The 12,102-nt window shown below is 69.8% G+C and carries 10 protein-coding genes and 1 pseudogene; 8 read left to right on the plus strand and 3 right to left on the minus strand.

Annotated elements, in window-relative coordinates; translation table 11 throughout:
* Positions 1–259 precede the first annotated feature (259 nt).
* On the minus strand, positions 260–745 hold the full coding sequence (locus ABZ079_RS36230) for an SMI1/KNR4 family protein (protein ID WP_356943694.1): 486 nt from the start codon (positions 743–745) through the stop codon (positions 260–262).
* A gap of 21 nt (positions 746–766) precedes the next feature.
* Here ABZ079_RS36230 and ABZ079_RS36235 point away from each other — a divergent pair, with 21 nt between their 5' ends.
* Positions 767–1,447, plus strand: a complete 681-nt coding sequence (locus ABZ079_RS36235; RefSeq protein ID WP_356943695.1) for a hypothetical protein — start codon at positions 767–769, stop codon at positions 1,445–1,447.
* A gap of 628 nt (positions 1,448–2,075) precedes the next feature.
* Here the strand turns inward: ABZ079_RS36235 and ABZ079_RS36240 are convergent.
* Entirely contained in the window at positions 2,076–2,744 is a 669-nt protein-coding gene (locus tag ABZ079_RS36240; protein ID WP_356943696.1) for a TetR/AcrR family transcriptional regulator, read from the minus strand.
* 177 nt (positions 2,745–2,921) lie between these two features.
* Here ABZ079_RS36240 and ABZ079_RS36245 point away from each other — a divergent pair, with 177 nt between their 5' ends.
* Together ABZ079_RS36245 and ABZ079_RS36250 are read left to right on the plus strand one after the other, a co-directional pair.
* A complete protein-coding gene (locus tag ABZ079_RS36245) occupies positions 2,922–3,707 on the plus strand; it encodes an SDR family oxidoreductase (RefSeq protein WP_356943697.1) in 786 nt (261 codons plus the stop codon).
* 162 nt (positions 3,708–3,869) lie between these two features.
* On the plus strand, positions 3,870–5,009 hold the full coding sequence (locus ABZ079_RS36250; RefSeq protein WP_356943698.1) for an ABC transporter permease: 1,140 nt from the start codon (positions 3,870–3,872) through the stop codon (positions 5,007–5,009).
* A 221-nt stretch (positions 5,010–5,230) separates the two neighbouring features.
* On the opposite strand, the gene ABZ079_RS36255 is transcribed toward ABZ079_RS36250, so the two are convergent.
* Positions 5,231–5,737 carry a MarR family winged helix-turn-helix transcriptional regulator gene (locus tag ABZ079_RS36255; RefSeq protein ID WP_356943699.1) on the minus strand — a complete coding sequence of 169 codons (507 nt, stop codon included), beginning with the start codon at positions 5,735–5,737 and terminating at the stop codon, positions 5,231–5,233.
* A gap of 510 nt (positions 5,738–6,247) precedes the next feature.
* Between ABZ079_RS36255 and ABZ079_RS36260 the strand changes: the two genes are divergently transcribed.
* From ABZ079_RS36260 to ABZ079_RS36280, 5 genes and pseudogenes are all read left to right on the plus strand, one after another.
* Positions 6,248–7,120, plus strand: a complete 873-nt coding sequence (locus tag ABZ079_RS36260; RefSeq protein ID WP_356943700.1) for an LLM class flavin-dependent oxidoreductase — start codon at positions 6,248–6,250, stop codon at positions 7,118–7,120.
* A gap of 207 nt (positions 7,121–7,327) precedes the next feature.
* Positions 7,328–7,912 (plus strand): isochorismatase family protein, encoded by a 585-nt coding sequence (locus ABZ079_RS36265; protein ID WP_356943701.1) that lies wholly within the window; start codon positions 7,328–7,330, stop codon positions 7,910–7,912.
* A 212-nt stretch (positions 7,913–8,124) separates the two neighbouring features.
* Positions 8,125–8,991 carry an NmrA/HSCARG family protein gene (locus ABZ079_RS36270; RefSeq protein ID WP_356943702.1) on the plus strand — a complete coding sequence of 289 codons (867 nt, stop codon included), beginning with the start codon at positions 8,125–8,127 and terminating at the stop codon, positions 8,989–8,991.
* A 439-nt stretch (positions 8,992–9,430) separates the two neighbouring features.
* Positions 9,431–10,156: a peptidylprolyl isomerase gene (locus ABZ079_RS36275; protein ID WP_356943703.1), complete on the plus strand. Its 726-nt coding sequence runs from the start codon at positions 9,431–9,433 to the stop codon at positions 10,154–10,156.
* Between the two features lie 1,035 nt (positions 10,157–11,191).
* Positions 11,192–12,000 (plus strand): annotated as a pseudogene (locus ABZ079_RS36280) (IS5 family transposase).
* Positions 12,001–12,102: the final 102 nt, after the last annotated feature.

Raw genomic sequence — 12,102 nt, forward strand, 5'->3', positions numbered from 1 at the left:
CTGCGGCCCGGGCACCGGGGGAGCGGGCCGTGTATCCCGGCGGTTCACGGTTACTGATGAGGTCCGGGCTCTGCTGGGGCTGTGGAAGGGGAACGGGCGGCGGTCCATCGTGAGCTGATCGCTCGCGCGGCCAAGGGTGAGGGGGAGCCGCCTCCGTCGATTCCGACGCTGCATGAGAACGGGCAGCAGATGTTCACCACTTCGGGAGGCACCAGGGATTCGAACAGTCCGCAACCTACGACTGTGCAGGACGGAGCGATCAGTCCCACCAGTCGTCGCCGGTGTGCCAACGCCGCACCCACTCCTCGAAGCCCCATGCCGGGTCGCCGGGCGCCGGGACAGCGCCGACGTCGGCGATCATCCACACCTCGCCGCGGCGGGGGCCGGTGGTCAGCAGAAGCCAGAAAGACTGCCCGTCCTCGCACCCGAGAACAATGGACCCCTTGTTGAACGCGGCGTCGATCCGAGGGTCCTCGGGGCCGACACTCTCATCGTCTTCCCAGCCCCAAGCTGCCTCCAGAGGGAACGGTTCCCCTGGCTGCCGCGGGCCGAGGTCGGGCCACGTGTCGGGCAGCCAGCCGAGCGGTTGAAGACCGCCATCGCCAGCAGGGCCCAGGCTCGACCCGTTGCTGACCTCCGCAATGAAGGTCCTGTACGGCTCCGGCAGGACCACCCCGTTCTCCTGCTCCCACTCCGCGACGGCTTCATGCCCGAGCGCCGGCTCGCGCCATTCCGACGGGAACACGGAGCGCAGGGTGTCGCACGGTTGGGGCGTGCCGTCCTTCAGGCGGGCACCGTCGTCATGGCGGTCGGCGTGTTCGGTGTGTGGCTGACCCTCGACATGGTGGGCAGCGGCGTCGGCCCCTGGCAGCTGCTGCCGTCCCTGCTCGTCACCGGCATCGGCATGGGCCTGCTCATGGCTCCGTTCTTCGACATCGTGCTGGCTAGTGTCGAGCAGCACGAGACGGGTTCGGCGTCCGGCACGATGACCGCGATGCAACAGCTCGGAGGCGCCTTCGGCGTAGCCATCCTCGGCACCGTGTTCTTCGGCCTATTGGGCGGCGGGATCGCCACCGCCGTCGACCACCGCTCGGACGGTCTGCGTCGACAGCTGGCCGCCGCCCACGTCGCGCCCGCCGCACAGGATCGTGTCGTGGCGGACCTGCGTCAGTGCGCCTCGGACCGCGCCGTGGCCAAGGACCCCGCCGCTACCCCGGCGTCCTGCACGCGCCTGGAGAAGGACACGAGGTCCGCTGTGACCTCGCCCGAGGCCGGTGCCCGGATACCCGCGGCCCTGCGGGCCACCGCCACCTCGGCCTTCAAGGGCGGTTTCGGATCGGTCATGAAGACGGTGCTGTGGATCGTCGACGGCATGCTCGCGCTGACCTTTCTCCTTTCCTTCCTCCTGCCGCGCCAGGCGCGGCCCGAGGACTCCCGCGGACACTGACACCGGCGCCGGCCACCGGCGACCGGCGACCGGGACGATCGGGTACCTCCTCCTCGGGGGTGCCCGCGTCGTGCCATCCCCATGACCTGTGCATTCTGTGCGTGCCGGTGGGGACGCGCACGTCTCCGACAGCGGGCGAAGGAGCCGGCGCACCGCACACGGGGGAGGTGCAGCCCTTCGACAGTGGCCGGTCGAGCGGCGCAGCGAGACTCACCGACGGGCTGTACGACGCGCGGCGTCCGCGACGACGGCGACGGCGGACCAGAGGTGAGCGGCCGGGCTCGAGCAGTACGCGTCGGCACTTGATGCGGCAGTACGCGTCGGCACTCGATGCGCTTGAGACCTCCCAGGCTGCGCACAAGATCGGCAACAGTGCGACGTCGCTCGGTGTCTGTCTCGCTGTGTGTGAGCGACACGCGGGCGAGCCGGCCGAGGGCTGGTTCGAGCGGCCTCTGGAGAGCCGGGCCCGGGTGCAGACTGCGCCCCTGGAGTCGGTGTTCGGCATGCGGGCGGCCCCGGTGGAAACCGTGGCCCCCATCCAAGCAGTGATGGACCCGCCGCGCGTTGCAGGTGAGCCACGCGGTCAGCGGTGTGCTCGCGGCCCTGCCTTCCTGCCCGTGGTGCCCTGCTACTGGGCGGTCGTGTCCTCGGCGACGAGGTGGGCCGTCATCTCTTCGTGAGTGGGCGGTGCCGGCAGGTCGCGGGTGTGCTCCGGGTGGAGGCCGTCGAGGAAGACACGGAGGTGCCGAGTGGCGAGCGCGGCGGCCTGCTCGGGCGGCAGGTGGGGCAGCGGGCGGCAGATCAGCGCGGCGGTGGCGATCAGGTCCACCGCGGTGACGTCACACCGAAGCGCCTTTCGGCCCCGTCCAGCGGTCAGGATCTCCTCCAGCGCGACGGCGATCTGCTGTTGCAGGCGGCGGGCGTGCGGATCGTTCGTCGTGGGCCCGCCGATCAGCGGCAGCGACAGCAGCTCCCGGTTGTCGATCATGCCTTGCAGGAAGGATTCCACGGCTGCGAGCGGATCGGTCTGCGCTGTTTCGGCGGCTGCCCGGGCGGTGTCGAGTACGAGGCTGAAACCATCCACGACGACTTGGGTGATGAGGGCGTCGCGGTCGGGGAAGCGCCGGTAGAGCGTGGCGATGTTCACGCCTGCCCGGCGGGCGATCTCGTCCAGGGGCACAGCGGTCCCCGACTCACGGAAGGCGGCGCGGGCCGCAGCCAGGATCTGTGCGCGGTTGCGCGCGGCGTCGGCCCGCAGCCGCGGGGTCGGCGGTCCGCTCGGAGTGCTGGCAGTCACCGTGTCTACCTCTGGTGTTTCTCGTCGTCTGCGGAGTGTAGAGGGTACGTCCCCAGCATAAGTGAAGGATTTCCTTCACTTTGGTGTTAGTGTCGATGTGCGGGCGACGCGGTGCACCCGCCACGAGGTGTGGCGGGCGCCCATCGGCTGGCCGGACATGCGAAAGGAAGAACCCTCATGACGACAGCGGACAACAAGCGTTTCGCGGGTAAGGTCGCGGTGGTCACCGGAGGAAGCCGGGGCATCGGAGCGGCGGTCGCCGCTCGCCTGGCGGCCGAAGGAGCAGCTGTCGTGGTGGGCTACCGCGGCAATCAGCAAGCCGCCGATGCACTGGTCCGGTCAGTGGTGGACCAGGGCGGCAAGGCCATGGCGCTGCGCGCGGACGTGGCCGACCCTGGCCAGACCGGGACCCTGATCGACCGGGCGGTCTCCGCGTTCGGACAGCTCGATGTCCTGGCCTCCTGCGCCGGCGTGGAGCACTTCGACGCACTGGAGAACATCACCGCGGCGGACTTCGACCGTGTCTTCTCCATCAACACGCGCGGTCAGCTGTTCGCGGCCCAGCACGCCGCCGCCCACATGCGCGCAGGCGGCAGGATCGTGCTCACCTCCTCGGTCAGCGCGACCAAGGCGTTCTTCGGGCACACCCTGTACGCCGCTTCCAAAGCCGCCGTGGAAGCGATGGTGCTCAACCTCTCGGCCGAACTCGGCCGACGGGGCATCACGATCAACGCCGTCGCCCCCGGCGGCACGGCCACCGACATGGCCGCCGAACACGGAGCCGGCTACCAGCACCCCGAGCTGATCGGGAAGCAGGCCATGTCGGAGTGGCTCGACGTGCAGGTGGCGCTGCGGCGCCTCGCGGACCCTGTCGAGATCGCGGCCGCGTACGCCTTCCTCGCCAGCGACGACGCTGCGTACATGACCGGCCGTGCCCTTCAGGTCGACGGCGGGATGTTCTAGCCGGCCGGCCGGGCCCGTCGGTCGGCGGTCCCGGCCCTCGCAGGTGCCGGCCGCCGGCCCTGCTTCCCACAACCGTTTCCCGAGAAGCCGCCGTGCGGGAAATGACTCTCGCCCGCTCACTCCCTCGTCCCCCGCCACCAGCCCGGAAAGCCCTCACCCCCCATGCACCGCCCCACCTCCCTCCCGCTCGACGCCCCGCCTCCGACCGCTGTGCAGGATCTGGACCAGGACCCTGTGGCCGACCGCACCGGGCACGCCCGGCGCGCGCTCGTCGACACCGAGCCCGGTCTGCCCGGCGCGGTGCTCGCGGCAGCTGCGGGGGTGCGCAAGGCGATGGTCGTGCCCGTGGTCACCGCGCTGGCGATCGGCACCGTGTTCGTCGCCGTGTACCTCGCCGCCTTCCACGCGCCGTCGGCGCGCCACCAGCCCCTCGGCATCGCCGCGCCCGACAAGGTGGCCGCCCGTACGGAACTCGCCCTCAACAACGCGGCACCCAGCGGGTACACGTTCTACCGCTACCCGGACGCGGCGGCCGCCCGGCACGCCGTGACCCATGACGAGGTTCCGGCCGCCCTGGTGGCCGACAGCCGTGGGACACGCCTTCTGGTGGCAGGCGCCCAAGGGCCGTCGACCGTCTCTAGCCTGGTCACGGCGGTGGCGGAAGGTGCGGGAAGAGTGGTGCCCGTGCAGGACGTCCGGCCCTTGGCAGCAGGCGACTCCCGCGGCCTGTCGGTCTTCTACGCGTCTTTCGGCGTCGTGCTCGCAGGATTCCTCTTCGCCGTGTCCTCCTACCAGATCGCCCCACGCCTGCGGCTGACTGCTCGCGTCCTGTCGATGCTGGTCTTCTCCACCGCCTCCGGAGTGACGGTGGCGCTTATCGCGCACACCGCCTTCGCCGCGCTGCCCACGTCGTTCGCCGTCGTCACCCTCCTGGTGGGTCTGCTGGCATGTGCATCCGCCGCGGTCGCCGGGGTGCTGCTGCGGTTGTTCGGACCGATCGGCATGCCGGTAGCCTCGGTCGTACTGCTGATATTCGGCAACGCCACCTCCGGGGGCATCCTCCCGGCCACATTTCTTCCGGCATGGCTGTCCCCGCTGGCCTCGGTGATGCCCCCGGCTGCCGCAGTCCGGGGACTGCGTGGCGCCTCCTACTTCCATGACGCGCACCTCACCGGCGCGGCGCTCACCCTGGTGGCCTGGTCAGTGGGCTGTCTCACGGTGCAGTACGCCGTGGACCGCTCCGCCACCCGCCGAGCCGGGCGAGCGGGAGCGAAGACCGGCCGGACGGCCGTCCAGCTGTGAAGGCGGCGGAGACTGAGGGGGACGAGGGCACGGGTGACTCCGGCAGCCCGCAGGCGCCACCGTTTCACACCCGGGTCGGCGGACAGCTGATCGCTGAGCCACATTGCCGCGTCGCCCGGTGCGAGGCCGAGCCGCGCCTCGGAGTGCGGTTGTTGCCCAGCGGGCGGTGAGGTGCGGACCGGTGGCCCCACCCGTGGTCCGACATGGGTGGGCGTCGGCGGTCACTCGGCGGGCGAGGCGCCAGCGTGGGCGGAAGGTGTGCGGCTCAGGTTGGCCTCGATCCGGGCCAAGTTCCGCATCGTCTGCTGGTACTCCTCCTCCGTGAACCCCGTGGAGGTGATCGCCTCCAGGTCCTGCCACGCCTGCTGCACCTTGTCACGCAATGCCCGGCCGGCCCGCGTGGGAGTCACGACGACGGCCCGCCGGTCGTGTGGGGAGTGACTGCGGCTGACGAACCCGGACTGCTCCAGGCGCTGCAGCATTTTGGTCACCGTCGAGGGGTCCAGGCCGAGCGTCTTGATCAGATCCGCCTGGCGTTGTTCGCCGCGCTGCCACAGCTGCATCATCAGCAGTTCCTGCCCGGGGTACAGGCCGGTTTCACGCAGGAGGTTGCCTGCCATGATCCGGTGCACCCGTGCGGCCCGGAAGAGCGCCTCGCTCATCGGAGCGCCGATGACGGCCGGCACCGTCTCCTCATGGGTCCGAGCTGCTTCGGACGCTGGAGGCATGTGACTGCTCCTTCGTACTGACGGGCGAGTCGTTGGTCGGCAGATTGTCTCATCCCTCCTGGGGTTGGTCGACTGTAGGGGCGTCAAAGGTGTCACCGCCCTGGCCGAGGCGGTCTACGTGCTTAGGGCCATCGAGGCCGAAGTCCCGCGGGCCGCCAGAACACTGGCCGCCCGCATCGCGTGCCTGTGCCGCGGCCGTGGAACGGGTCTACTCGCAGGCCGGAGATCCCGACCGCCAGCGCGCCCGCCTCCGCGCCCACCCCGCCAAGCCACGCAGGCACCTCACCCGGGACCCCGCCCGCGGGCGGCACCACCTGACCCCCTTCACCGCCTCGGGTTCCTGACAGACCACCTCGACCTGGGGAAGCGGTGTCGTTTCACGGACGGAAGGAGCGGCAAAGATACTGTCTTGCCGGCCAACTAATACGGTCGCGAGTCGCAAGCCCCCCGTGTCCACGACCGGCGTGAGCCGTACGGCGCTGAGGACCGGGACGACGACAAGGAGAGCTCATGGCACTGCCGGTGCTGTTCGGCGCGAACATCGACCCCGTCTGGCGTGACGTGGACGGTCCGCTGCAGCTCGCGGTCCAGGCGGAACGGGACGGCCTGGACCTGGTCACGATCCAGGACCACCCCTATCAGGCCGCCTTCCACGACATGTGGACTCTGATGTCGTTCCTGGCCGCCGGCACGCAGCGGGTGGTGTTCGTCCCTGCGGTCGCCAATCTGCCGCTGCGCCCGCCCGCGATGCTGGCGAAGGCCGCCGCCAGCTTCGATGTCCTGTCCGCCGGCCGCCTGCGGCTGGGCCTGGGAGCCGGCGCGTTCTGGGAAGCGATCGAAGCGATGGGCGGCCCGCGGCGCGGGCGGAAGGAGGCGGTCGACGCACTGTCCGAGGCCATCGAAGTGATCCGTGCCCTGTGGAGCGGTCAGCGCTCGGCCCGGGCCGGGGGCGCCCACTACCGGGTGGCGGGCATCCACCCCGGTCCCGCTCCCTCCGCGAGCCTGGGCATCTGGCTGGGCGCCTACGGGCCGCGCATGCTGGACCTGACCGGTGCCAGGGCCGACGGCTGGCTGCCCTCGCTGGCCTACCTCGGCGTGGACCGCCTGGGCGAGGCCAGCGCCCGCATCGACGAAGCCGCCCACCGGGCCGGCCGGGACCCGGCCGTGATCCGCAAGGTGTACAACCTGAATGGCCTGATCACCCCGGTGTCCGAAGGACCGTTCTACGGTCCGGTGCGGCAGTGGGTGGACCAGATCACCGACCTCGTTGGTGCCTACGGCATGAACGGCTTCGTGTACTGGCCGGACCGGGATCATCGGCGCCAGCTCTCCCTCTTCGCGCAGGAAGTGGTTCCGGCCGTCCGGCGCGTCCTGCCCGCCTGAGCAGGCGCCGGGCTGAGCTCGCTCAGCCGGTGACAAGGACGACGCGGAAAAAAGGATTCGGACGCTTGGGATTTTTCCCGTCGGAGCGTACGTTGGAGAAGAAGGTTGGTCGACCACATAAGCGAGCGTTCTGCCCGTTCTGGTCGCCCGAGGATGTCTCGACGGAGAGACACGCACCACTCCGTCCGTACCGCACTGGAGAGTTCCATGTCCGAGCAGAGCTTCACCTCAGAAAACACCGCCATGCTGTTGATCGACCACCAAGTTGGCACCATGGGATGGGTCCGTTCCATCGGCTTCGACGAGCTCAAGGCCAACGCCCTGGCGCTCGCCAAGGCGGCCAAGGCCCTCGGTATACCCCTCGTCCTGACCTCGTCCATGGAGAGCTACGCTCAGGGCCCGCTGCTGAGCGAACTCGCGGACATCGCACCGGAGGAGCACGCCGCACGCATCAAGCGCCAGGGCGTCGTCAACGCCCTGGACGACGAGAACTTCGCCGCCGCGGTCAAGGCCACCGGCAAGCGCAACCTGATCATCGCCGGGGTGACCAACGACGTGTGCACCGTCTTCCCCACCCTGACTGCCCTGCGGGAGGGCTACCAGGTGCAGGTCGTTGCCGACGCCGGCGGCTCGCCCACCGCCCTGGCGGACCGGATCGCCCTGCGCCGCATGGAGAACAAGGGAGCCACGATCACCTCCACCAACCAGCTCCTGGCCGAACTCGCCCAGTCCTGGACCGGCCCCAGCGGCGAGAAGCTCCTTCCCATCGTGGCCGGTCTGATGCCGCAGTAGCACCCGCCCTCCTGCCCGGACCGCCGGCCCGGGCAGGGGTTCCGGTTCCGATACCCCCTCCGCCCTCCTGGACTCTGCAGGGCATGCCCTTCGCAGGCCACCGGGACACGGTTTGGCTGACTGACGACTGGTGGTACCGATGGGGCGTTGCTGCTGGGCGTACGGCTGCCGGCGCGAAGCGCCGGCGGTGGGCCGAGAGGTGGATACCGACGATGTCTGAAGCGGACGAGCGGCGCCGTGCGGTCCTGGTGCTCGGCGCCACGGGTCAGCAAGGCGGAGCAGTGGCCCGGCATCTGCTGAACGCCGGTTGGTCGGTGCGTGCGCTGACCCGTGACCCCGACAAGCCGGCCGCTCGTGCGCTGGCGGATCAGGGTGCGCAGGTGGTGGCCGGGGACCTGGGAAACGCAGCGTCTTTGCGCGCGGCCCTGGCCGGCGTGGACGGTGTGTTCTGTGTGACGCAGTACTTCGGTGCCGGCTACGAGGGAGAGGTGGCCCAGGGCAGGCTCATGGTGGACGCCGCGGCGCAGGCCGGGGTGGAGCACTTCGTGTTCAGTTCCGTGGGCAGCGCCCACAGGAACACGAGCATTCCCCATTTCAACAGTAAGTACGAGATCGAGCAGTACCTCGCGCAGAGCTCTGTTCCCTTCACCGTGCTGCGGCCGGTGTTCCTGATGGAGAACTGGGAGGGCGCCCGCCACGCGATCATGAACGGCTCCCTGGTGACACCGCTGTCGCCCGAACGGCCGTTGCAGCAGGTCAGCGTCGAGGACATCGGTGCGTTCACCATGCTGGCCATGAGCCGGCCCGACCAGTGGGTGGGACGGTCCGTGGACCTGGCAGGGGACGAGCTGTCGATGGCGCAGTCCGCCGAGGTCTTCACCCGGGTGCTGCAGCGGCCAGTAGGGGTGCAGCGCATTTCCTGGGACGACTTCCGCGAGCAGCAGGGCGAGGAGATGTACGTGATGAACCGCTGGTTCGAGGCCACCGGCTACGAGGCCGACGTGCCCCGGCTGCGCGATATCCGTCCGCAGATGCTGTCGTTGGAGGACTACCTGCGCAGGCACCACTGGAAGGCGTGAGGGCAAGCAGCAGTCAGATCAGGCATTGGCCTCCTCGCGCTCGGCCTCAGGTGGGTCAGGCCTGCGCCGCTTCGGGGAAGGGGCCCGGCCGGCCGCAGCCGGGCAGCTGCGCGGTGATCCGCGCGGCGTTGTCCCTCGTCCGGCGGTTGGCTGTCTGCACCGGTCAGTCTGCCGGTGACACCGGGCAACCATGTGCGAGTGCCGTCGAGGGCAGGGACAGCCGTCGCCATCCCCGTGCCGCTCGACCGGGTTCGGGAGCTTCCGTAGTGCACCGGGGGACGCCCTGATCGGCCGGCCGACGCTGTGCCGCGCCCGAGCGATGTGCCCGCGGTCGCGGCCCGAAGGCGGGGAGGCCGATGTGGCTTGCGGGCGGGTTCCCGCCCGCCCGGCCGCGCTTTAGGCTGCGACCGATCCGGCGATCTTTTGGAGGGTGTGCAGGATGAAGCGAGCTCTCATGACCGCACTGGCGGCAGCAGCGTTGGTCGTGTCCGGAGGCAGCACCACCGCCTCCGCTCAGGATGCCCCGCCGCGGACCACGCACGGTCCGTGCCAGTACACCGAGACCCCGGACGAGCCGGCGGCGCGGCCGGTTCCCCTGCCGCCCGACCCGCGGCACACCCCCAGCCACGGCACGGTCGACATGGCTGTCCCGACCAGCCAGGGCCCGCTTCCGCTGCGTCTGGACCGGGCGAAGGCGCCGTGCACGGTCCAGAGCTTCGTGCACCTGGCGCGGCACCGGTTCTACGACCGTACGGTGTGCCATCGGCTGACGGCGTATCCGACGCTGAAGGTCCTGCAGTGCGGCGACCCGACCGGCACGGGCGAGGGTGGGCCGGGGTACGCGTACAAGGACGAGCTACCGGTGGACCTGCCGCCGGCTCCGAGCGATCCGACCGGCGTCCGTCGCCTTTACGGGCGCGGTCTGCTGGCGATGGCCAACGCCGGGCCGAACACGAACGGTTCGCAGTTCTTCGTCGTCTACGGCGACTCCGCGCTGCGACCGAACTACACGGTGTTCGGCACGGTCGGTGCCGCCGGCCTGAAGACCCTCGACAAGATCGCTGCTGGCGGAATCGAGCCGACTTCGCAGGACCCGGCGCCTGTCGACGGCACGCCCGTACTGCGGACCGAACTGCTCAGCGTCCGGCCGTCCTGCCGGCCCTGATGAACTGTGCTGCGGCCACCGCGGGTCAGCCATGACGCTGGATCGCCCGGCAACCAGTAGCGCTTGCTCTGAGCGTCCGGGTCGGAGCGGCGCTTGCTGCGTCGGGGGAGTGGGACATGCGATGGCCGGAGCGACCCGGTCGCCGGCCGCCACGTCGACTGTCGAGTTCCCCTCGGCGAGCCACCCTTTCTGCACCGGCACCCAACGAGTCCTGGACACCGGTCCGACACAGTCGCTGAGGGCGGGGCCGTGAGAGGAGCGGGATTGCGGCTGGTCCAGCGGTGGCGGTGGTGGCGGATGTGGTCGGGATTGATGTAGTGCCACTGATGGCGCTGGAGCTTGGTCAGCAGGCGGTCGCTGACGATCTCTACGACCAGGAGGTCGTCGGTCAGGACGTATGCTCCGCCGTCGAAGCGGACATGGCAGTTCGGGCAGAGGCACAGCAAGTTCTCGGTGAGGTCGGGTCCGCCGTCCGCTCTGGCTCGGATGTGTGCCGCTTCGCTGTAGCGGTCGCGGGGTGAGAGAGGGTCAAGGTGGTCCTACATATCTAGCAGGTGTCCTGGTACCACGACTTGAGCCTGCGGACGGCGTTGACGCCGTTCTGCCACCGATCTCCTTCTGTGTGATCTCTGCCAATATGCCGTTCCGAGGTGTCTGGACGGACAGGAGGGGCCTGGCCTTCTGGGCTGGATACACCGCGTAGGGCATCATCCAGATCCTCGATTGATGCGATGCACCGCGTCATGGTCCATGGAGACCAGACGACAGGTGTCTTGGACGGCGCGGCGGGCGACTGACCATGCGGCCTCGACGTGGGCGCCGCGGATGGCGGTGCGTTCGGCGGCCGCGAGTGCGCCGGCCCTGCGGGAGACGTGCTCATCGACCCGGAGGAAGAAGCTGCCGTGTTCTTCGGGCAGGGCCGTGTCCCACCTGTCCTCCGCCGCACGGCCTGCCGACGACGCAACCGGCCTGACGCACGTCGGCGCTCGCGAGTACGACCCTGCGATCGGGCAGTTCGTCAGTGTCTCGTGGTGCATGACGGATCTGATCGAGCGGTTGGTGCCGGACGAGTTGTGGACGCTGTTCCGGCGGGTGGTCCCGCCGACGGAGGTCATACGCCCGCAAGGTGGCGGGCGACGGCGGGCCGGAGACCGCGAATGCCTGGCGGCGATCGTCTTCGTGGCCACCTCGGGCTGCACGTAGCGGCAGTTGCCGCCGGTGTTCGGGCCGGCCTGGCCCACGGTTTACCGGCGCTTCGCCCAGTGGAGCCGGAACCGGGTCTGGGCCAGGCTGCACCGGCTCATCCTCGACGAGCTCGGCGCTCGGGGTGAGCTGGACTGGTCGCGGTGCGCGATCGACTCCGTCAGCGTCCGGGCCGCAAAAGGGGGCTGCTGACCGGACCGAATCCGACCGACCGCGGCAAGAGCGGATCGAAAATTTACCTGATCACCGATCGGCATGGCGTGCCGCTGTCGCTGGGTATCTCCGGCGCCAACATGCACGACAGCCTCGGCCTGCAGCCGCTCGTGCGCCCAATCCCGCCCATCCGCTCCCGGCGCGGACCCCGCCGGCGACGTCCGGCCAAGCTCCATGCCGACAAGGGCTACGACTACGACCACCTGCGGAAATGGCTTCGCGGGCATCGCATCCGCCACAGCATCGCCCGCAAGGGCATCGAGTCGCCCACGCGGCTCGGCCGACACCGCTGGGTCGTCGAGAGAACGGTCTCCTGGCTCGCCGGTTGCCGAAGGCTGCACCGCCGCTACGAGCGCAAGGCCGAGCACTTCGTGGCCTTCGTCGGCATAGCCGCAGCCCTCATCGGCTACCGCCGACTCATCAAGTGAAACGACGTCTTACTGATCTTTTCGTAAGTTCGGTGGGTGGGGTGGGTGGATGGTGAGTCCGGTGTGGGCGAGGAAGGACCACGGCAGTTGTGGGTTGTGGTT

The sequence above is a fragment of the Streptomyces sp. NPDC006314 genome (genome assembly GCF_040613075.1).
Taxonomy (GTDB): Bacteria; Actinomycetota; Actinomycetes; order Streptomycetales; family Streptomycetaceae; genus Streptomyces.

Excerpts from the sequence above, each read along its gene's own strand:
- ABZ079_RS36245 (WP_356943697.1), top strand. The coding sequence starts at position 2,922 with ATGACGACAGCGGACAACAAGCGTTTCGCGGGTAAGGTCGCGGTGGTC.
- ABZ079_RS36250 (WP_356943698.1), top strand. The coding sequence starts at position 3,870 with ATGCACCGCCCCACCTCCCTCCCGCTCGACGCCCCGCCTCCGACCGCT.
- ABZ079_RS36255 (WP_356943699.1), bottom strand. The coding sequence starts at position 5,737 with ATGCCTCCAGCGTCCGAAGCAGCTCGGACCCATGAGGAGACGGTGCCG.
- ABZ079_RS36260 (WP_356943700.1), top strand. The coding sequence starts at position 6,248 with ATGGCACTGCCGGTGCTGTTCGGCGCGAACATCGACCCCGTCTGGCGT.
- ABZ079_RS36265 (WP_356943701.1), top strand. The coding sequence starts at position 7,328 with ATGTCCGAGCAGAGCTTCACCTCAGAAAACACCGCCATGCTGTTGATC.
- ABZ079_RS36270 (WP_356943702.1), top strand. The coding sequence starts at position 8,125 with ATGTCTGAAGCGGACGAGCGGCGCCGTGCGGTCCTGGTGCTCGGCGCC.
- ABZ079_RS36275 (WP_356943703.1), top strand. The coding sequence starts at position 9,431 with ATGAAGCGAGCTCTCATGACCGCACTGGCGGCAGCAGCGTTGGTCGTG.